The 19672-nt window shown below is 71.7% G+C and carries 20 protein-coding genes; 10 read left to right on the top strand and 10 right to left on the bottom strand.

The window, feature by feature from the left end; translation table 11 throughout:
• Positions 1-6: 6 nt before the first annotated feature.
• Positions 7-1191 (bottom strand): C45 family autoproteolytic acyltransferase/hydolase, encoded by a 1185-nt coding sequence (locus tag ACIREO_RS09805; protein WP_404107052.1) that lies wholly within the window; start codon positions 1189-1191, stop codon positions 7-9.
• A gap of 132 nt (positions 1192-1323) precedes the next feature.
• Here ACIREO_RS09805 and ACIREO_RS09800 point away from each other — a divergent pair, with 132 nt between their 5' ends.
• From ACIREO_RS09800 to ACIREO_RS09790, 3 genes are all read left to right on the top strand, one after another.
• Positions 1324-2223 carry a MurR/RpiR family transcriptional regulator gene (locus ACIREO_RS09800; RefSeq protein WP_404107051.1) on the top strand — a complete coding sequence of 300 codons (900 nt, stop codon included), beginning with the start codon at positions 1324-1326 and terminating at the stop codon, positions 2221-2223.
• A 162-nt stretch (positions 2224-2385) separates the two neighbouring features.
• Positions 2386-5358 carry an AfsR/SARP family transcriptional regulator gene (locus ACIREO_RS09795; RefSeq protein ID WP_404107049.1) on the top strand — a complete coding sequence of 991 codons (2973 nt, stop codon included), beginning with the start codon at positions 2386-2388 and terminating at the stop codon, positions 5356-5358.
• A gap of 192 nt (positions 5359-5550) precedes the next feature.
• On the top strand, positions 5551-5688 hold the full coding sequence (locus tag ACIREO_RS09790) for a hypothetical protein (RefSeq protein WP_404107047.1): 138 nt from the start codon (positions 5551-5553) through the stop codon (positions 5686-5688).
• 123 nt (positions 5689-5811) lie between these two features.
• Here the strand turns inward: ACIREO_RS09790 and ACIREO_RS09785 are convergent, their stop codons facing one another.
• The 3 genes from ACIREO_RS09785 to ACIREO_RS09775 are packed head-to-tail and all read right to left on the bottom strand — an operon-like array spanning position 5812 to position 7036.
• Positions 5812-6210 (bottom strand): PIN domain-containing protein, encoded by a 399-nt coding sequence (locus ACIREO_RS09785; protein ID WP_404107045.1) that lies wholly within the window; start codon positions 6208-6210, stop codon positions 5812-5814.
• Positions 6207-6473 (bottom strand): hypothetical protein, encoded by a 267-nt coding sequence (locus tag ACIREO_RS09780; protein ID WP_404107043.1) that lies wholly within the window; start codon positions 6471-6473, stop codon positions 6207-6209. Before ACIREO_RS09780 ends, ACIREO_RS09785 begins: the two co-directional genes overlap by 4 nt.
• 23 nt (positions 6474-6496) lie before the next feature.
• Positions 6497-7036, bottom strand: a complete 540-nt coding sequence (locus ACIREO_RS09775) for a hypothetical protein (RefSeq protein WP_404107042.1) — start codon at positions 7034-7036, stop codon at positions 6497-6499.
• Positions 7037-7251: 215 nt separating this feature from the next.
• On the opposite strand from ACIREO_RS09775, the gene ACIREO_RS09770 reads away from it, so the two are divergent.
• Positions 7252-7938 (top strand): hypothetical protein, encoded by a 687-nt coding sequence (locus ACIREO_RS09770; RefSeq protein ID WP_404107040.1) that lies wholly within the window; start codon positions 7252-7254, stop codon positions 7936-7938.
• A 6-nt stretch (positions 7939-7944) separates the two neighbouring features.
• Here ACIREO_RS09770 and ACIREO_RS09765 read toward each other — a convergent pair whose 3' ends face one another.
• Together ACIREO_RS09765 and ACIREO_RS09760 are read right to left on the bottom strand one after the other, a co-directional pair.
• Complete coding sequence (locus ACIREO_RS09765; RefSeq protein ID WP_404107038.1) at positions 7945-10311, bottom strand: PQQ-binding-like beta-propeller repeat protein; 2367 nt, start codon at positions 10309-10311, stop codon at positions 7945-7947.
• A 205-nt stretch (positions 10312-10516) separates the two neighbouring features.
• The gene (locus ACIREO_RS09760; protein WP_404107036.1) at positions 10517-11311 is read right to left on the bottom strand and encodes a VOC family protein; all 795 of its coding nucleotides are present in this window, start codon (positions 11309-11311) and stop codon (positions 10517-10519) included.
• 355 nt (positions 11312-11666) lie between these two features.
• Here ACIREO_RS09760 and ACIREO_RS09755 point away from each other — a divergent pair, with 355 nt between their 5' ends.
• The 5 genes from ACIREO_RS09755 to ACIREO_RS09735 all read left to right on the top strand — a co-directional run bounded on the left by ACIREO_RS09755 (position 11667) and on the right by ACIREO_RS09735 (position 16015).
• Complete coding sequence (locus tag ACIREO_RS09755) at positions 11667-12314, top strand: TetR family transcriptional regulator (protein WP_404107034.1); 648 nt, start codon at positions 11667-11669, stop codon at positions 12312-12314.
• Between the two features lie 141 nt (positions 12315-12455).
• Entirely contained in the window at positions 12456-13121 is a 666-nt protein-coding gene (locus tag ACIREO_RS09750; protein WP_404107033.1) for a pyridoxal 5'-phosphate synthase, read from the top strand.
• A 90-nt stretch (positions 13122-13211) separates the two neighbouring features.
• On the top strand, positions 13212-14123 hold the full coding sequence (gene htpX, locus ACIREO_RS09745) for a zinc metalloprotease HtpX (RefSeq protein WP_404107031.1): 912 nt from the start codon (positions 13212-13214) through the stop codon (positions 14121-14123).
• A gap of 9 nt (positions 14124-14132) precedes the next feature.
• Positions 14133-14723 carry a hypothetical protein gene (locus ACIREO_RS09740; RefSeq protein WP_404107029.1) on the top strand — a complete coding sequence of 197 codons (591 nt, stop codon included), beginning with the start codon at positions 14133-14135 and terminating at the stop codon, positions 14721-14723.
• A 104-nt stretch (positions 14724-14827) separates the two neighbouring features.
• On the top strand, positions 14828-16015 hold the full coding sequence (locus ACIREO_RS09735; protein WP_404107027.1) for a flavin-containing monooxygenase: 1188 nt from the start codon (positions 14828-14830) through the stop codon (positions 16013-16015).
• A gap of 114 nt (positions 16016-16129) precedes the next feature.
• On the opposite strand, the gene ACIREO_RS09730 is transcribed toward ACIREO_RS09735, so the two are convergent.
• Entirely contained in the window at positions 16130-16555 is a 426-nt protein-coding gene (locus tag ACIREO_RS09730; RefSeq protein WP_404107025.1) for a DUF2809 domain-containing protein, read from the bottom strand.
• 61 nt (positions 16556-16616) lie between these two features.
• Between ACIREO_RS09730 and ACIREO_RS09725 the strand changes: the two genes are divergently transcribed.
• Positions 16617-17606 (top strand): GlxA family transcriptional regulator, encoded by a 990-nt coding sequence (locus tag ACIREO_RS09725; protein WP_404107023.1) that lies wholly within the window; start codon positions 16617-16619, stop codon positions 17604-17606.
• Between the two features lie 13 nt (positions 17607-17619).
• Here ACIREO_RS09725 and ACIREO_RS09720 read toward each other — a convergent pair whose 3' ends face one another.
• The 3 genes from ACIREO_RS09720 to ACIREO_RS09710 all read right to left on the bottom strand — a co-directional run bounded on the left by ACIREO_RS09720 (position 17620) and on the right by ACIREO_RS09710 (position 19637).
• Complete coding sequence (locus tag ACIREO_RS09720; RefSeq protein WP_404107021.1) at positions 17620-18081, bottom strand: ATP-binding protein; 462 nt, start codon at positions 18079-18081, stop codon at positions 17620-17622.
• Positions 18082-18640: 559 nt separating this feature from the next.
• Complete coding sequence (locus ACIREO_RS09715; RefSeq protein WP_404107019.1) at positions 18641-19177, bottom strand: EF-hand domain-containing protein; 537 nt, start codon at positions 19175-19177, stop codon at positions 18641-18643.
• An 85-nt stretch (positions 19178-19262) separates the two neighbouring features.
• Positions 19263-19637 (bottom strand): STAS domain-containing protein, encoded by a 375-nt coding sequence (locus ACIREO_RS09710; RefSeq protein WP_404107017.1) that lies wholly within the window; start codon positions 19635-19637, stop codon positions 19263-19265.
• Positions 19638-19672 lie beyond the last annotated feature (35 nt).

Here is a 19672-nt window from a genome sequence, read left to right as displayed (position 1 = left end):
GTCCTGTCAGTTCTGGCCGTACGGGCCGTCGTAGAGATTCCAGGGCAGGTGCTGGTACTCGCGGTCGCAGGGGGTACCGGCGGTCACGCGGTAGTCGCCGGAGGTCAGGTCGGCCAGGGAGGAGACGAGCGTGGTCCAGTGCTCGACGGCCGGGCGGCGCGGGTCGGGGTGGGTGCACAGGGATTCCGGGTGACCGAGGTGGTCGGACATGGCCCGGCGGATGACCGCGCGGGACTCCTCGGGTCCGGTGGAGCCGCGCAGCGCCCTGAGGCCCTGTTCGGCGCGCGGGACGCGGACCAGCGAGTCCGAGGACATGGGCCGGTACCCCGATGTGGCCAGCTGGGCGGGTACGCCCGCCTGGTAGTGGTTGCCGTGCACGAGCAGGCCGTCCGTCGGATACATCCAGCCGTGCCCGGCCGGAGTCGTCTCCAGGTCGATGGCGAAGCCCTCGCGGCAGGTGAGGAGCGCGTTGCTGGCGATGTGGGCACGGGTGCGGCAGAGCACGTCGAGCGCGTCGGTGATGTTGCTCTGGTCCAGGACGCTGCGGCGTACGACGGTCTGGGGCAGCCCGACCGCGTCGTCGAAGCGGCCGCCGAGGCCGTTGGCGTTGAGCGCGATGCCGGCGGAGTTGGCGCCCTGGCGGCCGACCTGGCCGGCCTCGACCTGCATGATCAGGGTCGGTTTCGGAGGCTGGACGATACGGATCATGACGACGGTGTCCTGGACGCCCGCGCGCCAGTCCCAGTTCTGTCCGGCGTAGACGTGCCCGTCGCCGCTGGCCTCGCCGTAGGCGGCGAAGGAGGTGCAGCCCTCGGCGGGCTCCTCGTCGGCCTTCTGTCCCGCGGCCTCCATCTCCGCGAAGGACTTGTCGTAGATGACCTCGCCGCGCGCGTTCAGGGCGAGGACGTCGAGGAGGCCGACGCCCGCGCCGTCCGCGATGCCCTGCATCTCATCGACGAGCTCCGGCGCGTAGTCGCGTACGGGGTCCAGCCAGCGTCCGGCGCGGGCGGCGACCCGGTCCCAGGTCAGCCCGGCGGACCGGCCGAACGCCTCCTCGTAGTAGCCCAGGGCGGCGAGCAGTTGGGGCCGCACGGCTTCGCCGTACTGGCGCCCGCGGTCGAGCGGACTGCCGGAGATCTCGATGACCGGGAGGACCCGGGCGGGAGCGGGTGTGATGGAACGGGGTGCCATTGTTCTCCTCGCGACGGAACGCTTCACCCAACGACGGCCTGCGGATCACCCTGATCCTGTAACGTCGATTTCAGGATGCGTTCCCCTTGGAACGTTCTGCCCAGGACAGTAACGCGGGTCACACGGAAGTCAATGGTTGTAATGGAAATTCCAGAGAACGAAACCGGAGTGACACGGCTGCGTGCGGCAATTCGTGACCAATGGGATGATCTGTCGACCTCCGAACGTGCCGTCGCGCAGTACCTGGTCACCGCCCCCGTCGAGCAACTGCTCTTCGCCAGCGCCCAGGAGCTCGGCGCCGCCAGCTCCACCAGCAACGCCACCGTCGTACGCGCCCTCCAGCGCCTCGGCTACGCGGGCCTGCCCGCCCTGAAGCGCGAGCTGGCCAACGACTTCACCTCGACGGTGGCCCCCGAGGTGCGCCTCAGGCGGCGCATCGCGCACGTGGGCCGGGACCTGGACTCCATCTGGAGCGACGTCTTCGACGAGGCCCAGGAGCGTGTCGAGCACGCCCGCAGACTCACCGAACCGGACGCCGTGAGACGCGCGGTGGCCGTCCTGGCCGAGGCGCACGAGGTGTTCTGCTACGGCATCGCCGCCTCGGAACCCGGCGCCCGCCACCTCGCGCTCGCGCTGGGCAGGATCGGCCGCCGGGCCCGATTCGTCTCCGAGACGGGCTTCGCCCTCGCCGACCAGCTGCTCGCCCTGGGACAGGGCGACGCCGTGGTCATCTTCCAGCCGGGCCGGCGGCTGGTGGAGCTCACCGTGATGATGGAACGCGCCCGCGCGGTCGGCGCCAGGGTCGTGCTGGTCACGGACGAACTGGGCGATGTGTACGCGGACCGCGTCGAGGCGGTCCTCACCGCACCGCACACCCCGACCGGCATCACGGCGGAGTCCCTCACCGGACTGCTCGTCGCCGACGCGCTGCTCCTGGCCCTGGCCACCCTGGACGAGACCCGGGCCGTGGAGTCCTCGCACCAGCTCACCGCGCTGCGCGAGCAGTTGCTCGACCCGAAGCGCCGCGGCTGACGACGAGCCCCCGCCCCCCATCATTGTCGAGGGCCTGTGCAGAGCACCACCCGATACTGACGAGCCCGCCCATAACAAGGCAGACTGTTGACCGCGATACCAACGGCTCGAAGCCGAGCGGGACCAGCAGGACCGGCGGGGCAAGCAGGACAGGGGGGCATCATGGACCGCGACAACGGACCTGGCGTGCGCGTTCCGGAGCAACGCGCTCCGCAGGAACCGTCAGCCGGCACCGAACTGCGCTTCACGGTGCTCGGCCCCGTACGCGCCTGGCGCGGCAGCGAGCTCCTGCCCTCCGGGTCCCCGCAGCAACGCGCCCTGCTGGCCGCCCTGCTCCTGCGCCACGGCCGCACGGCCACCGCCGCCGAACTCATCGACGCCCTCTGGGGCGACGCCCCCCCGTCCCAGGCGCTGGCCACGGTACGGACGTACGCGTCCCGGCTCCGCAAGATCCTCGGCCAGGACACCCTGGTCAGCGAGTCCGGGGGCTACGCCGTACGGATCCCTCGCGAGACGCTCGACCTGACGCTCGCCCAGGACCTGGCGGCGGAGGCGGAGAAGGCCCGCGGCGGCGGGGACCGCGGCCAGGCCCGTGCCCTGATCAACAAGCTGCTCGGCCTCTGGGACGGCGAGGCGCTCGCCTCCCTCCCCGGCCCGTACGCGGAGAACCAGCGCACCAGCATGGAGGAGTGGCGCCTCCAGCTCACCGAGACCCGGCTTGACCTGGACCTGGAGCTCGGCTGCCACGCGGAGGCGGTCTCCGAACTCACCGCCCTGACCGCGGCGCACCCCCTGCGCGAACGGCTTCGCGAGCTTCTGATGGTCGCCCTGTACCGCAGCGGCCGGCAGGCCGAGGCCCTCGCGGTGTACGCCGACACCCGCCGCCTGCTCGCGGAGGAACTGGGCGTCGACCCGCGCCCCGAACTCGCCCAGCTCCAGCAGCGGATCCTCCGGGCCGACGAGGAGCTGGCCCGCCCCGCCGACGAGCCGGCCCCTGCCGCCGCTCCGGTCCGGCCGGCCCAGCTCCCCGCCACCGTCCCGGACTTCACGGGCCGCGCCGCGTTCGTACGCGAACTGGGTGCCCGGCTCGCGACCGCCGAGGGTTCCGTGATGGCGGTCTCCGCGCTCGCCGGTATCGGCGGCGTCGGCAAGACGACCCTCGCCGTGCACGTCGCCCACCAGGCACGCCCGCACTTCCCGGACGGCCAGCTGTACGTCGACCTCCAGGGCGCGGGCGCCAGGGCCGCAGAACCCGAGACCGTCCTCGGCGCGTTCCTGCGCGCCCTGGGCACCGCCGACTCCGCGATCCCGGACACCCTGGACGAGCGCGCCGCGCTCTACCGCTCCACCCTGGACGGCCGCCGCATCCTGATCCTGCTCGACAACGCCCATGACGCGGCCCAGATCCGGCCGCTGCTCCCCGGCACCGAGGGCTGCGCGGCCCTGGTCACCAGCCGCGTACGCATGGTCGACCTGGCGGGCGCGCACCTCGTGGACCTGGACGTGATGTCCCCCGAGGAGGCCTTGCAGCTCTTCACCCGCATCGTCGGCGACGAACGCGTCCGGTCGGAGCGCGACGCGGCCCTGGACGTGGTGGCCGCGTGCGGCTTCCTGCCCCTGGCCATCCGCATCGCCGCCTCCCGGCTCGCCGCCCGCCGCACCTGGACGGTCTCGGTGCTGGCGGCGAAGCTCGCCGACGAACGCCGCCGCCTCGACGAACTCCAGGCGGGCGACCTCGCGGTGAAGGCCACCTTCGAACTCGGCTACGGCCAGCTGGAACCGGCCCAGGCCCGCGCCTTCCGCCTCCTGGGCCTGGCGGACGGCCCCGACATCTCCCTCGCGGCGGCCGCCGCGCTCCTGGACCTCGACCTCCACACGGCGGAGGCCCTCCTGGAGACCCTGGTCGACACCAGCCTCCTGGAGTCCGCGGCCCCTGGCCGCTACCGCTACCACGACCTGGTGCGGCTCTACGCGCGTGCATGCGCCGAACGCGACGAACACCCCCCGGTGGGACGGGAGCTGGCGCTCTCGCGGCTGCTGGACTTCTACCTGGCCACGGCGGCGGGAGTGTACGCGCTGGAGCGGCCGGGGGACCGGACGGTCAATCACCTGGAGCCCACCCGATACCCGGGGCTCACCTTCGCCGAACGCTCGCACGCACTCGACTGGCTCTACGCCGAGGCTGACTGCCTGCTCGCCTGCGTTCTCCAGTCACATGGCAAGCAGTCTCTGCGGCGGGCCGTCGATCTCCTGATGGCAGTGAAGGATCTGGCGGAATCAGGAGCGAACGCCCGCCGTTACGAGACTGCGGCTCTCGCTCTACGCGACGCTGCCATGGCCGCAGGTGACGCCCAGGCGGAGGGGCGCGCACGCACCACGCTGACGCAGGTGTACAGCACGGCCGGGCGATTCGAGCAGGCCGACACCGAGGCGCACCACGCCATGGCGCTCGGCATTGCCGCAGGCGATCCGTGGACCAGCGGCAACGCCCCCAACGAACGAGGCATCCTCTCCATCTACCGCAATCACCCTGAGGAAGGGGAGGCCTACCTCCAAGAGGCCATAGAGGCGTTTCGCGCAGATGGCAACAGCCCCGGAGAGGCCAGTGCCCTCTGCAACCTCTCCCGTGTCCACCTGGCCACGGGGAGAACGGCGAGCGCCGTGGACCTCGCCCAGCAGGGCGTCGGCATCTACGAGGCGGACGCCTCGGGGCTGGCCCTGCGCCTCGCCAACGGGAAATACGCCCTGGGGCTGGCGCTCACCGCCACGGGGAGCACGGCCTCCGCCCAGGAAGTACTCACCGAAGCCATGTCGATATTCCGCGACAGCCGGCAGCAGCTCTGGCACGGAATGACACTGTTCCGGCTGGCAGAGCTGTACCTCGCCATCCGTCAGCCCGCCCATGCGGCGTCGCACGCCGAGCAGGCGCTGGCGACCCTGCGCGGCATCGGTGGTGACTGGCGCCGCGCGAACGTACTCACCACACTGGGCCGGGGACTCGCGGGCATCGGCCAGACAGACCGTGCCCAGGTCTGCTGGAACGAGGCGCTGCCGATCTTCGACGACCTCGGCTCGCCCGAGGCCGCTACCGTGCGCGAACTTCTGGCCCCGGTCCCTGCGGTCAGGGCCTCCTGACCGGCGTTCATCAATCGTTTATCGCCTCACGGCACTCTCTACTCATCGGTTCGTCGCATCGGGGGGCAGACGGATCGGCGAGTGGCCTCACCGTTAGGGTGATCGGCCCCAGAAGGCCCGCCCGGCGATCCACGGGGGAACCGCTGGGCGGGCTCACACCCGCAGCCACAATCGTTTCAGGAGTTGAACTTCATGGCCGACAAGAGCGACATCCTCAAGCCGACGGACTCACACGCCACCGGCGACGAGATCACCGTCCAGGACTCGCACGCGACAGGCGACGAGGCCACCACCGATGACTCGCACGCCACGAGCGAGCCGGCCAACTAGACCTAACCCGCACGGGGAGCGGCCGCGGCGGCGCGGAGGGGGAGCCGTCGCGGCCGCTGCATGTCCGCGCACATGGAGCGGGGCCCGAGCCGGACGGCTCGGGCCCCGCTGCATGCTCCCCGGTCACAACGCCCGGACCTGCACCTCCGACCGGCACAGCTTCCGCATGTCGTCCTCGTCCGAGGTGAGGACCGCGACCCGCCCCCGCTGCCGCCCCGCGACGACCGCGAGCGCCGCGTCGATGGCGTACTTGTGGCCGTGCAGGCCGGTCTCGCTCAGCAGGCCGATCGCCTCGTCCGCCACGTCCTTGGTCACCGGCTCCACGGCGATGCGGGACATGACCCAGCTCCACTCCGCGCGCCGGATCTTGCCGTGGTAAGCCTCGATGAGGGTCATGGAACTGGTCACTACACGGATCCCCACCTGGTGCGCCTTGGTGAGCACCCCCGTCATGACCCGCTCACGGGACACTGCCCGCGACAGAGCCTCACAGTCCAGCACGAAGCACAGTTCGGGCGTCACGCGGCCGTCGCCTCTCCGTGCGCCCGCTCCTCGAACCACCGCTCGATCTCGCGGATCTCCGCCGACGCCGCCGCCTGCTCCTCCTCGGTGAGCGGCCCGTCCTTCTCCTGCATCCATGCCACCAGCTCGCCCAGCCGGTCCTGCTCACGCTGACGCTCTATGGCATGCGTGACATACGCGCTGAACGCGCCCGGGCCCACCTCGCTGCGGATCTCCTCCGCGAGCTCCTCCGGCAGAGTGACGGTGTACTTCTTGGTTGCCATACCCAGCACCATACCGGGCAGGGTCAGTACCGCAGCTCCGCCGTCACCAGGCAGCGCTTCACTCGGGAGACCGAGCGGGGGCTGTCCATGGGGACAGAGATGACCTGCTTCTCGCCGGCGTCGACCTCGATGTCGGTCTCACCCGTGTCGACGGTCAGGCCCTTGGCGTCGACGAACGTCACGTCCACCTCGTACGTGTGCGTGACCGCCGCGGTCGAGCGGATCTCCACCGACGAGGCGGTCGTCGCCCTGCGCTTGCCCTTCTTGGGCGCCGCGCAGCGGATCACGCGCAGGCTGGGCGACTCCGAAGCGGTCGCGGCCGGTGTGGCCGACTCGTACGCGGAGCCGCCGGCCGAGCTCGACGAGCTGTCGTAGTCATCGTCGTCGTAGTCGTGGTAGCTGCCGTTGCTCTTCTTCGAGCTGGAGCAGCCGCCGCCCGAACTGCTGCTCTTGCCGCTCCGGCTCTTCCCGCTCTTCCCGCCGTGGCTGGACGTCGAGAATCCGGTGAGCGCGAGCACCACCACGACGAGCACCGCCGCGAACCTCATCTGTCGCCGCATCATCGATGCAGCCCCCCTTGTTGTCGTAGTCGGCTTCCAGGCCGTCGCACGGCCGCGCGACACCGTAACGCACAGCATCCCGGCACTTACCCATGGCCCGGTCATGAGCCTGTCACGGTCTCGTCATCGTCTCCGATGGCAGGGAAGATCGGCCAGGCGTAGCGTCGAGCGCGGGGAGCGGTGCGCACAGCAGTGCGCCTTGGCCCGGGAGGCTGTCGATGATCCGCAATGTCCTCGGCTCCGTCGTCGCACTCGTGGGAGCCGCGGCGGCCGTGCAGAGCACCTTCCACAGTTGGTTCAACGACCGCCTCGGGCGGGACTACCGCATCCAGGACCTGTTCAACGGCATCAGCGGCGCCTCGTCGTCCGTGATGGGCTCGATCCTGCTGCCGTTCCTCTTCGCCGCCCTGGTGACCCTCGTCGGCGTCGTGTTCCGCTCCCGCTGGATCGTGACCCTCGCCGGCCTGATCGTGATCGGCTTCACCGTGCTGTGGATGGTCCGCCAGGGCCAGGAGGCAGGGAGCCTCACGGTCGACGGTGACGGGAACGGGCTGCGGTGGGGCGTGGCGCAGGCGCTGGCGGGCGGTGTGCTGCTCCTGCTGGGCGCGCTGCTGATGTCCGGCCGGAAGAAGAAGAACGCGGACCGGCCGGCGTACACCTCCGAGCCGTATCCAGTACCGGCGGACGACCGGCCGGACACCTGGCCGCCGACGCAGGAGCCAGGGCCTGCCGCACAGACGTCCCCCGCGCCGGAACCCGAGGCGGATCCGTACACGGGGCCGGGCCGGCACCGGGCCTCCCCGGGCGCCTCCCCGGGCGACGAGGACACCGCCCAGTACCCCGTGCAGCACCCCGACGAGGGCGACCAGCAGGGCCGGGACGGGTATCACCCGCCCCACCCCTGAGGGGCGTCAGGCCCGGGCCCTGTTCCCCGTCCCCGTGCCCTTGAGCGCGTCCAGGGCGTAGACACAGCGGTCCTTGCTGCACGCGTAGACGACGCCCGCCTGCGCCACCGGGGAGCCCGTGATCTCGCCGCCCGTGGCCAGCTTCCAGCGGAGCTGGCCACCTGCCGCGTCCAGGGTGTAGAGGACGTGGTCCGCCGAACCGAAGTGGACCCGGCCGTCCGCGACCACCGGGGCGCCGACCACCTCGCCGCCCGCCGCGAAACGCCACTTCGGCGTTCCGGTCACCGCGTCCAGGGTGTAGAGCGCGCTGCCGCTGCCGACATGCACGTTGCCCGCCGTGACGAGCACGGGCTCGATGGACTGCCGGGCCTCCGTCGCGATCCGCCACCGGTCCTTGCCGGTGGAGGCGTCAAGGGCGTACACGGTGCCGAGGTAGTCCGCGAGGTACACCCCGCCGCCCGTGACCGCCGGTCCCGGCGCGAAGGCGGGCGGGGAGAGGAACGCGGCCGGTGACTCGAAGTGCCAGCGCACCCGGCCCGAGACCGAGTCCACGGCCAGCACCCGGGTGCCCGCCGCGACGTAAACGAAGCCGTCGGGCGCGGGGGTGACCCGGACCGGGACCCCGCCGCAGGAGGCGGCGTCGCCGATGGGGTACGACCACCGCTCAGTGCCCGTGCGCGCGTCGACGGCCCGCAGCCTGGCGTCCTGCCAGAGGAACACCGTGCCGTCGTGGATGACGGGACCGGCCTCCGGCGTCTCGAAGTCCGTCTGGACGCCGGAGGTCTCCCAGAGCTTCTCGCCGCTGGACGCCTCCCACGCCTGTACGCCGCCGCCCCGCGTCCCGGTCAGAACCGTGCCCCGGTCGGCCTTGAGGGAGTACACCCAGGCGTCCGTCTGGAGCCGCCACCGCTCACTGCCGGTCGCGGCGTCCAGCGCGTACAGCGACGGGCCGTCCGAGGCGTGGATACGGCCACCGTCGACGGTCATGGACCAGGCCACGTCACGGGTCTTGAACTGACGGCGCCCGTTGCCCACGTCCAGGGCGTGGACCTCGAAGGACGTCACGTACAGCAGATCGCCCACCACGACGGGTGTGCCCCACACGTCGTTCGACATACGGAAACGCCACGGCCGCCAGCGGTCCGGTGCGGCGGGCGCCGCGTCCGGCGCCTGGGCGGGGGCCGGCACCGGCGCGGGGACCGGCGCGGCCGAGGTCTGCCCGGGGGCCCGCACCCAGCCGGTGGCCGGGTCGGCGTGCGCGGCAGCGGGGCCCCGCACGTCCACGGGGCGCGGCCCGGGGCCGATCGGGACCTGGGCGCCGGGCAGGTGCACGGGACCGCCGTCGGGGGCGGGCGCGGGGGCCGGAGCCGTGCGCAGGTCACCGCCGCTGCGCCACGCGCCGTCCCAGTCGGCGCCCGGCGGCGGCCGGGACGGGGGCGGAGGCACGACCACGGGGGCGGGCGCGACCGCGACGGCTCGGCCACCTCCGCGGCGCTGCTCGATCATCGCGGTCGCGGAGGCCGGCAGCCAGGCGGACGCCGTGCCGCTGTCGTCGCTGCCAGAGGCGAAAAGATGCGGGGCGAGCAGGGACTGCAGATCCGCGGGGCTGGGCCGCCGGGCCGCGTCCATCTGCATGCAGGACTCCAGGAGCGGACGCAGGTCGTCGGGCAGTCCCTCGGTGTCGGGGCCCTCCCGCAGCAGCATGAACACGGTCTCGACCGGATTCGCCCCGTGGTAGGGCGCGTGTCCCGTCGCAGCGAAGACGAGGGTCGAGCCGAGCGAGAACACATCGCTGGCGCCCGTCACGCTGCGCGAGTCGCGGGCCTGCTCCGGAGACATGTACGCGGGCGTGCCCACCGCGACGTTCGTCATGGTCAGCCGGGTGTTGGAGACGCCGGACGCGATGCCGAAGTCGATCACCCGCGGACCGTCCTCGACCACGAGGACGTTGGACGGCTTCAGGTCGCGGTGGACGAGACCGGCCCCGTGGATCGACTGGAGGGCCTCGGCGATCCCGGCGGCCAGCCAGCGCACGGCCTGGGTCGGCATCGGCCCGCACTCATTCACTATCTCCTCGAGGGAGGGGGCGGGGACGTAGGCGGTGGCCAGCCAGGGAACGGCAGCCCTCGGGTCCGCGTCGACCACGGCGGCGGTGTAGAAACCGCTGACCGCGCGAGCGGCCTCCACCTCACGCGTGAAGCGGACCCGGAACAGCTGGTCCTCGGCCAGTTCCGTACGGACCGTCTTGATCGCCACGCGTCGGCCCGACGCCGACCGCGCCAGATAGACCAGCCCCATGCCGCCGGCCCCGAGCCGTGCCAGCACCTCGAACGGGCCGATCCGCCTCGGGTCATGCTGCGTCAGCTGCTCCACTTGCCTGCCACCTCCCCGTACGGGCCTCAGGAACAGAAGCCCGCGAAATCCCGCCCTGTGCAGCGTCTCACCACTGGGCACCACTTGGCGGTGCGCACCCTTGATTCTTCCTGGCTCGGGGCCCGGTTGCGAACCCGGGGGCGGAACGGAGTGTTGTGTGGCACTCCATCCCTTTCAGGACACCCGCCGGAACCCCCGGAAACGGCTACGGCAGCAGCTCGGCCGGCTGGAGAACGGCGAAAGCCGCACCCTGGTCGTCCTGGAGGACCGCCATCCGCCCGTACGGAATGTCCAGGGGAGGTGCCGTGATCCGGCCACCGAGGCGTGCGGCGGCCTCCGCGGTGCCGTCGCAGTCGACGACGGCGAAGTAGCTGAGGAAGTAGCTGGGCAGCATCGCGGGGAAGGCGTCCGTGATGACCGCGCGGCCGCCGACCGCGGTGTCCTCGCCGGGCTCGGTCCCGGCAGGTGACCAGATCCGGAACGGCTCACCGGCCCCGGCGTCGCCGGGCAGCTCGATGTCCGTGCCCTGGAAGCCGAGGACCTCCTCGTAGAAGGCGTCCACGCGCTCCGGCTGCCGGGTGTAGACCTCGGTCCAGCAGAAGGCTGCCGGCCTGTTCTGCTTCTCGAAACCCGCGCGCTCACCCGCCTGCCACAGGCCGAAGACCGCGCCGCCGGGGTCGGCCGCCTGGGCGAGGACCCCGGCGCCGCCGGCCCGCACCGGGTCGGTGATCACCTGGCCGCCCGCCTTCCTGACCAGCGCGACGGTGGCGAGGATGTCGTCGGTGGAGAAGTAGACGCCCCAGGTCGTGGGCATGCGGCCGTCCTGCTTGGCGGCGAGCGCGGCGACGAGTTCACCGTCGCTGTACGCGTCTGCGAAGGGCATGCCGTCGCCCGCACGGAAAGTCCAGCCGAAGAGCCCGCCGTAGAAGCGCTTGCCGGCCTCCAGGTCGGAGAGCTGCACATCCACCCAGCACGGCGCGGACTGCGCGAATACGGCCATGGCCCGGGTCCTTCCGTCGCAGAGGTCGAGGTGACGCCCATCACACTCAACGTAACGGCGGGGGCCTTCCGGCGCGCCCCGGGGGGCTGAATAGAACTTTTGCCCGAATCGTGAAGGTTCTGCGACCCGCGTGGACAGAAGTTGTCCACCGAAGTTATCCACAGGCTGTTGATAACAACATCGCACCGGAGCACACCCGGTGCGGGAAGAAGGGCAATTCCATAAACACCTGTGCCCGCGCAGAAAGGATCACCACTGCTCCGTGAATTGCGCTGTCCGCCCTGCCCGCACTGGGGCGTTCCCCATTTGCAGTCGGTCAGATCGCGCTCGGATCACCCCTCGGTAAGCTGACGGCATGACAGGACAAGTACGCACCGTCGACGGCCGCGTGGCTGGTCGGCGAGGTCAGGCGACGCGGCAGAAGCTGCTCGACTGCCTCAGCGAGATGCTCAGCTCCTCGCCGTACCGGGACGTCAAAGTCATCGACGTCGCACGGAAGGCGGGGACTTCACCCGCGACTTTCTACCAGTATTTCCCCGACGTCGAGGGCGCCGTTCTCGAACTCGCCGAGGGAATGGCCAAGGAAGGTGCCGGACTGACCGAACTGGTCGGCGGCCGCTCCTGGGTCGGCAAAGCCGGCTGGCAGGCCTCCGAGGAACTCGTCGAGGGATTCCTCGACTTCTGGCGGCGCCACGACGCGATCCTCCGCGTCGTCGATCTCGGCGCGGCCGAGGGCGACAAGCGGTTCTACAAGATCCGCATGAAGGTCCTGAGCACCGTGACCAACTCCCTGACGGACGCGGTCAAGGAGCTCCAGGCCAAGGGCAAGGTGGACAAGGACGTCAGCCCCGGCGCGGTGGCCGGATCCCTGGTCGTCATGCTCGCGGGGGTCGCCTCGCACCAGAAGAGCTTCAGCACCTGGGGCGTGAAGCAGGCCGAACTCCGGCCCAACCTCTCCCTGTTGGTCCATCTGGGCATCACCGGCAAGAAGCCGGTCAGGTAGGCCCCGGCCAGGACTCCCCCGCACACGCCGGGCGCCGTGTTCCCGCGCGGCTCCCCACGTCCTGTCTCACCGACGGCGGACCACCCCTGTGGTCCGCCGTCGGCGTTTCCGCACCGGCGCCGGACGCTGTGGAATGGACCCATGAGCGATGCACAGAAGGACTTCCGCGACCTGCTCCACGCACAGCGCGTCTGGGACGTGCCCCTCCCCCCGTTCGACCCGTCCGCCACCCCCGCGGCGCCCCTCCCCCTCTTCCACACCTGGTTCGCCGAGGCGGTGGCCGCCGGACAGGCCGAGCCGCACGCCATGACCCTGGCGACGGCGGACGCGGACGGCCGGCCCGATGTGCGCACGCTGATGCTGCACGACGCCGACGAGCGCGGCTGGCACTTCGCCACCCACGCCACCAGCGCGAAGGGCCGCCAGCTCGCGGGCCGCCCGTACGCCGCGCTCGGCTTCTACTGGCCGGCCCAGGGCCGTCAGGTGCGCGTGCGGGGCACAGTCGCCCCCGCGAGCCGCGAGGAGAGCCGGGCCGATCTGCGCGCCAGGTCCACCGGCGCGCTGGCCGCCGCACTGACCGGGTCGCAGAGCGAGGTGCTGCCCGCGTACGAGGACCTCGTACGGGCCTCCGAGGCGGCCTGGGAGCGCGCGCGGGAGCAGCCGGACGCCGAGGCGGAGACCTGGACGCGGTACGTGGCCGAGCCGCGGGAGGTGGAGTTCTTCCAGGGCGACGACCGGCGCCGGCATGTGCGGCTGCGCTACCGCCGGGACGGCGCGGGCTGGACCCGCGAGCTCCTCTGGCCCTGAACCCGACCGGGAGCAGCGGCACAACCCTTCACATCCCGTTTACCCGGGAAAGGGGCACTATGGGAGTCAGGTGAGCTACTGGAGGCACCCATGGCACGAACGCGTTCCCGTTACGCCCCGGACCGAGGCCTGACCACCCGCATGGTGAGCACGATGTTCTTCATCGGGCTGCTGTACGTGGTCCTCGTGGGCGTACTGCTGGCTGTCCTGCGGGGCTCCTGGCCCATCATCCTGGTCATCACCGGTGGCCTGTTCATCGCCCAGTTCTGGTTCAGCGACCGCATCGCGGCATACGGCATGGGCGCTCGGGAGGTCACCCCTCAGGAGGCGCCCGAGCTGCACGGTGCGATCGACCGGATCTGCGCCCTCGCCGACATGCCCAAGCCCCGGGTGGCCATCGCGCAGAGCGACGTGCCGAACGCCTTCGCGACCGGCCGCAGCGAGAAGACCGCCCTGGTCTGCGCCACGACCGGACTACTGCGCAGACTGGAGCCGGAGGAGCTCGAAGGAGTGCTCGCCCACGAGATGTCACACGTCGCGCACCGCGATGTCGCCGTGATGACCATCGCGTCGTTCCTCGGGGTCCTCGCGGGAATCATCACCCGGGTCGCCCTGTGGGGCGGCTTCGCCCGCAACAGCCGGGGCAACGACCCCGCCGGCATCATCATCATGCTCATCCCGCTGATCAGCGCGGTGGTGTACGCCCTGAGCTTCCTGCTGACCCGGCTGCTCTCCCGCTACCGGGAGCTCTCCGCCGACCGTACGGCCGCCCTGCTCACCGGCCGGCCGTCGGCGCTCGCCTCCGCCCTCACCAAGGTGAGCGGACAGATGGCCAGGATCCCGACGGAGGACCTGCGGAAGGCGGAGCCGTACAACGCCTTCTACTTCGTGCCCGCCTTCGCCGCCAAGGAGAGCCTGGGCCGGCTGCTCTCCTCCCACCCGACCCTCGAACAGCGTCTGGACCAGCTGGCCCGCATCTCCGCCGGCCTGTCCCACCCGTAAGGAGCCTCCGTGGGCCTGCTCGACAGCATCCTGGGGCGCAGCAAACCGGTCCGCCCCGACCTCGACCAGCTCTTCGCGGTGCCGTCCGCAGCGCTCACCCTCCAGGCCGGCACCGGTTTCACGCCCACCGGGCTGGGCTCGGTGTGCTTCGCGGGGGTGGAGGGCGGCACGTTCGCCCGTATCCAGCAGGACGTCCGGGAGCTGCTCGACGCGGACACGGCACGGGGCGGGATCCCGGTCGAACTCAGCCGGGACACCTACGGCTACACCTGGCTGCTCGCCCGCCAGGAACCCGGTGACGACGGCACAGCAGCCCTGGTCAACGACCTGCACGCGGTCAACACCCTCCTCCAGGACGGCGGCTTCGGCCCGCATCTGCTCTGCTCGATGATCGGGTTCAGGAATCCGGAGGGACGTTCGCTGGCGCTGGTCTACCTCTACAAGCGGGGCACGTTCTATCCCTTCGCCCCGGCTCCGGGCGGCGGGGAGAAGCGCGACAACCAGTTGGAACTCCAGGTGCGGGCCACGCTCGGCGACGACCTCCGGGTGGAGGAGGACCTCTCACGCTGGTTCCCGGTGTGGGGCGCTCCCGGCCTCTGAACGGGGCCGGCGCCGCCCGCCTCCACAAGCCCGTGATCATTTCGCAACCGATTCCCGCCCGGACCGGAACCCATCATGTCCATGTCCTATTTACGCTCCGAAGCATGCCCGAATCCACCCCCGCCGCCGGTGACGCCCTGCCCGCCTCGGTCGACCGCACCGACGGTCGGCCGGTCTATGTGATCGGCGGCGGCCCGGGCGGCCTCGCCGCCGCGGCGGCCCTGCGGGAACAGGGCGTACGGGCGCTGGTGCTGGAGAAGTCCGGCAGCGTCGGATCGTCCTGGCGCGGCCACTACGACCGGCTGCACCTCCACACGACCCGGCGCTGGTCGGCGCTGCCCGGGCTGGCGATGCCCCGCCGGTTCGGGCGCTGGGTGTCGCGCGACGACATGGTGCGCTACCTGGAGAAGTACGCCGAGCACCACGAGCTGGAGGTGGTGACGGGGGTCGAGGTGTCCCGGATCGACCGGGCCGGCGACGGTACGGGCTGGCAGCTGAGCGCGACCGGCGGCCGGGTGCTCACCGGGCGGGCGGTGGTGGTCGCCACCGGCTTCAACCACACCCCGCGGATCCCCCTGTGGCCCGGCCGCGACAACTTCACCGGCGAGCTGGCGCACGCCGCGGAGTACCGGGGCCCGGCCCCGTACGCCGGGAAGGACGTCCTCGTCGTCGGCATCGGCAACACCGGCGCGGAGATCGCCGTGGACCTCGTCGAGGGCGGCGCGTCCCGGGTGCGGATCGCGGTCCGTACGACCCCGCACATCGTGCGCCGCTCCACGGCCGGCTGGCCCGCCCAGGCGACCGCCGTACTGGTCCGCAGACTGCCGGTCCGGCTCGTCGACCGGGCCGGCAGTCTGATGTGCCGTGTCGCCGTCCCCGACCTGGCGGAACAGGGGCTCCCCCGCCCGGACACGGGCCTGTACTCCCGGGTCAAGGAGGGCGCGATCCCCGTCCAGGACGTCGGGCTGATCGACGCGGTGAAGCGTGGCCGTGTGGTGCCCGTGGCAGCGGTCGAGTCCTTCGAAGGGGACGCCGTGATGCTGGCCGACGGGACCCGGATCACCCCGGACGCCGTGATCGCGGCCACCGGATACGAACGCGCCCTGGAGGACCTGGTCGGCCACCTCGGCGTACTGGACGCGAGGGGCCGCCCCGTGGTGCACGGCGCCCGCACCCCGGAAGGTGCGCCGGGCCTCTACTTCACCGGCTTCACCAACCCGATCAGCGGCATGCTCCGCGAGATGGCCCTGGACGCGCGGAAGATAGCCGGGCGACTGGCCAGGAGGGGCTGACACAGCCACCGGATCGCGGGCTTCGAGCCGCTGGACCGCGCGAGCTGCACTCCGGCACTCCGAGGCCCACATCGGCCGGATGGTCACGCATGTCGCAGGGATCAGGCCACGGGATCAGGCCCGTGCGAGGGCACGCCCGGACCGCAGGCGGATGTGGACGGCCCAGGCCATGGCCGCCCCCGCCGCGTACCAGAGGAGATCCGGGACGTTGAACGTCGAGCCGAGCACCAGCCGTGCCGCCGTGCTCCGCCGCGCCAGCTCGGCCGGTACGCCGGTGAGCTGGGCCAGTTCCACCGCCCAGCTGAAGGCCAGCGCGGCGCCCGCGGCCGTCAGCGGCCGGACCCGGGGCACGAGGAGGACCACGAGGGTGTGGATCAGCACGGTGTAGAACGCGTCGCCGGCGTACTTCGCCACGTCCCCGCCCGCCGCCGAACGGACGCCGAGGCCCGCCGCCACGGTCACGAGCGCCGCCACCACAGCGGTCAGGCGGACGGCGGCGGCCCCGGAAACGGGCGTGCGGCCGGTCTGCTTCCCCTTCATGCCGGTACGTTTATCAGTCCGTGACCGGCCACCGCCAATCCGTGGGAGAGCAGGGGTCCAGATGCGCCACCGTGTCGTCGTTCTCGCGCTCGACGGGGTCCTCCCCTTCGAACTGGGCATCCCCCAGCGGATCTTCGGGCGCTCGCTGAGCAGCAGCCCCGACGGCGGGGGCGAGAAGCTGTACGACGTCGTGACCTGCTCCGTACGCCCGCCGGGCCCGGTCCGCACCGACGCCGACTTCAGCATCGTCGCCGAGCACGGCCCCGAGGCACTCGCCACCGCCGACACCGTCGTCGTCCCCGCCTCGTACGAACTCGGGCCCGTCCACGAGGAGGGCCGGCTCACCGACGAACTGGCAGCCGCGTTCGCCTACATCAGACCGGGGACCCGGATGGTCTCCATCTGCACCGGCGGCTACGTCCTCGCCGCGGCCGGACTTCTCGACGGGCGCCCCGCCACCACCCACTGGTCATCGGCGGACCACTTCCAGCGGCTCTTCCCCAAGGTCCGCGTCGACCCGGACGTCCTGTTCATCGACGACGGGGACGTGCTGACCTCGGCCGGTGTGGCCGCCGGGATAGATCTCTGCCTGCACATGGTGCGCCGCGACCACGGCACCGCCGTCGCCAACGACGTCGCCCGCCGCACCGTCGTGCCCCCGTACCGCGACGGCGGCCAGGCGCAGTTCATCCGGCGCCCGCTGCCCGAGGCGGGGCTCGCCGCGACGACCGCCGCGCGGACCTGGGCGCTCGGCCGGCTGGACCAGCCGATCCTGCTGCGCGACATGGCGCGCCAGGAGTCGATGAGCGTGCGCACCTTCACCCGCCGCTTCCGCGAGGAGGTCGGCGTCAGCCCGGGGCAGTGGCTCGCCCAGCAGAGGGTGGAGCGGGCGCGGCAGCTGCTGGAGTCCACGGATCTCTCGATCGACCAGGTGGCACGGGACGCGGGCTTCGGTACGGCCACCTCCCTGCGGCAGCATGCACAGGCCGCGCTGGGGGTGTCACCGACGGCCTACCGGCGGACGTTCCGCTCCGGGACCCCGGGGCGCTGAGCCGCAGGCATCCTCAGGCGCTGGCCCGGTCACCGGGCTGCTCCTGGACCACCGGGACCATCACCGGACCGCTCCGGTCGACCTCGCACCAGATCCGCTTGCCCGCGCCCTCCGGCTGCCAACCCCAGCGGTCCGCCAGGCCGTCCACCAGCTCCAGACCACGGCCGTTGGTGTCCTCACCCTCCGCGTGACGCGGCTGGGGCGGACGGCAGCTGGTGTCGGCCACCTCGACCCGCACCGTCGCCGCCGAGCCGGCCGGATTCGCCGAGCCGAACAGCATCCGCAGCACGGCCGGGCAGCCCGTGTGGACCACCGCGTTGGTGACGAGCTCCGAGATCAGCAGGATCAGAGTCTCCGCGAGCGGCTCGTCGTCCTCCATCCCGGACCCGATCAGCCGCGACCGCGCCCATCTGCGGGCCCGTCCCACCTCCGCGGGATCCGGCCCGACCTCCAGCTGAACCTGAAGCACCTGCACCGCTCACACCATCCGAACCGGCGGACACATCGCCTAGCGCCTCCTCAGGGTCACGGAACGTGACCCCCCTGCGAGACAGCATGGTTGACGTACAGTCACCGCAACAAGCGCTTCGGGCATATTCCAGCGCGAAGGAGTACGCGTGGTCCATACTGTGCGACGCGCGCTGCGGAGAGTCGAACAGAAGCGGACCGGCACCACGGGGACCGAGTCCCCGGCAGGCCCGTCGCAGCTCCGTGCGTTGCGAGCAGGGCACCGGGCGCCGCCAGGGGTGGCCACAGGGGCCGCACCCGGATCCTCCGCTTCCAGTACCACTCGCATCCAACGGAGCGTACCCGAGCGCGGACGCCCGACTCCGCCCGGTGACAGGGCGCTCCGGGGGCGCACTCACCTTCCGGACGCGTTACGTCACCCGCTGCACACGGCCCGTACGCCCCCGGTCAGCCACGACCACCCGGGACCTCGCGCCGCGGCCCGGCCCCGGGAAGGCCGGGGCCGGGCCGCGAGAGGGCACGAACTGCTCACGCCGTTGGGCGTGTTGACGCGCGATGACGGTGACCTAGGCGTCGGGCTCGATCACGGTGAAGTACGCGGAGAAGGCGGTGACCGCCTCCTCCTCGGCGATCCGGCCGTCCTGATCGGTGTCCAGGCTCCGGGCCGCGACGCTCGCGATGTCGTCCGCGGCGCCCAGCACCCGCAGGGCGCGCTCCACCGCGGCGACCGGGGCCGAGACGGGCCCGGCGCCCTCGGGGTCCGTGCCGGCGGCGACGGCGATCGCCGCGCGCAGGAAGGGGCGCGCGATCTCCGCGAAGCGTTCGGGGTTGTCACGCAGCCTTTTCACGGCCCCGCCGAGGAACTCCTCCCGGTTGACCCGCTGGTCCCCGTCCACGTCGGCGATGCCCGCCATGCCCTGCCAGAAGGCCTCGGCACCTGTGTAGAGGGACTGGCCCCGGTCACAGCGGGCCTTCGTACCGAACTCGGTGAGCAGCCGGGCCGCGGCTGCGTTGAAATCGGCGCGATCGATGTATCCGTTGCCATCCTGGTCGAAGGCGGCGAAGCGGTGCGCGATCTTGCGCTCGTACTCTGCGCTGTCCATGCGGGGAGCGTACGACGCCGGGAGGCGTCACGTGTCACCGATGGTCTGCGGGGATGTGACAGTTTCGCGCCGGAACCCGCGGTCCTCAGGCTGTGAGCGGCCGGGACTCGTCGTCGGTGGCCGCGTCCGCGTCGGGGTAGACGTCGAAGAGCCGGCGTACGCCCAGGGCGCCGAGCACCTTGTTGACGTGCGAGCCGTCGACCGCGCCGCGGGCCGGGAGGATGAGCCGCAGCCGGCCGCCGCAGGACTTCATGAGGCGGCGGGAGGCGATCAGGACGCCGACACCGCTGGATTCGCAGAAGAAAACTCCGGAGAGGTCCAGGACCACGTCGTGCTGTCCCGCGGCGACCGCCCCGTGAACGGACTGGCGCACGACAGGTGAACTCACGAGATCGAGTTCGCCGTGGATCCGCAGCACGGTCCACGCGTCCTGCTCGGTCTCGTACACCTTCAGCGTCACGCGACTCGGCCTCTCGTCCCGGGGGCTCCGGAGGA

The sequence above is a fragment of the Streptomyces sp. NPDC102441 genome, assembly GCF_044765585.1.
Taxonomy (GTDB): domain Bacteria; phylum Actinomycetota; class Actinomycetes; order Streptomycetales; family Streptomycetaceae; genus Streptomyces.
The sequence above is the reverse complement of the archived record's forward strand: the minus strand, read 5'-3'. Positions and strand labels throughout refer to the sequence as shown.

Coding starts and splice junctions, on each gene's coding strand:
- ACIREO_RS09805 (WP_404107052.1), bottom strand. CDS start 1,191: ATGGCACCCCGTTCCATCACACCCGCTCCCGCCCGGGTCCTCCCGGTC.
- ACIREO_RS09800 (WP_404107051.1), top strand. CDS start 1,324: ATGGTTGTAATGGAAATTCCAGAGAACGAAACCGGAGTGACACGGCTG.
- ACIREO_RS09795 (WP_404107049.1), top strand. CDS start 2,386: ATGGACCGCGACAACGGACCTGGCGTGCGCGTTCCGGAGCAACGCGCT.
- ACIREO_RS09790 (WP_404107047.1), top strand. CDS start 5,551: ATGGCCGACAAGAGCGACATCCTCAAGCCGACGGACTCACACGCCACC.
- ACIREO_RS09780 (WP_404107043.1), bottom strand. CDS start 6,473: ATGGCAACCAAGAAGTACACCGTCACTCTGCCGGAGGAGCTCGCGGAG.
- ACIREO_RS09775 (WP_404107042.1), bottom strand. CDS start 7,036: ATGATGCGGCGACAGATGAGGTTCGCGGCGGTGCTCGTCGTGGTGGTG.
- ACIREO_RS09770 (WP_404107040.1), top strand. CDS start 7,252: ATGATCCGCAATGTCCTCGGCTCCGTCGTCGCACTCGTGGGAGCCGCG.
- ACIREO_RS09760 (WP_404107036.1), bottom strand. CDS start 11,311: ATGGCCGTATTCGCGCAGTCCGCGCCGTGCTGGGTGGATGTGCAGCTC.
- ACIREO_RS09755 (WP_404107034.1), top strand. CDS start 11,667: ATGACAGGACAAGTACGCACCGTCGACGGCCGCGTGGCTGGTCGGCGA.
- ACIREO_RS09750 (WP_404107033.1), top strand. CDS start 12,456: ATGAGCGATGCACAGAAGGACTTCCGCGACCTGCTCCACGCACAGCGC.
- htpX (WP_404107031.1), top strand. CDS start 13,212: ATGGCACGAACGCGTTCCCGTTACGCCCCGGACCGAGGCCTGACCACC.
- ACIREO_RS09735 (WP_404107027.1), top strand. CDS start 14,828: ATGCCCGAATCCACCCCCGCCGCCGGTGACGCCCTGCCCGCCTCGGTC.
- ACIREO_RS09730 (WP_404107025.1), bottom strand. CDS start 16,555: ATGAAGGGGAAGCAGACCGGCCGCACGCCCGTTTCCGGGGCCGCCGCC.
- ACIREO_RS09725 (WP_404107023.1), top strand. CDS start 16,617: ATGCGCCACCGTGTCGTCGTTCTCGCGCTCGACGGGGTCCTCCCCTTC.
- ACIREO_RS09715 (WP_404107019.1), bottom strand. CDS start 19,177: ATGGACAGCGCAGAGTACGAGCGCAAGATCGCGCACCGCTTCGCCGCC.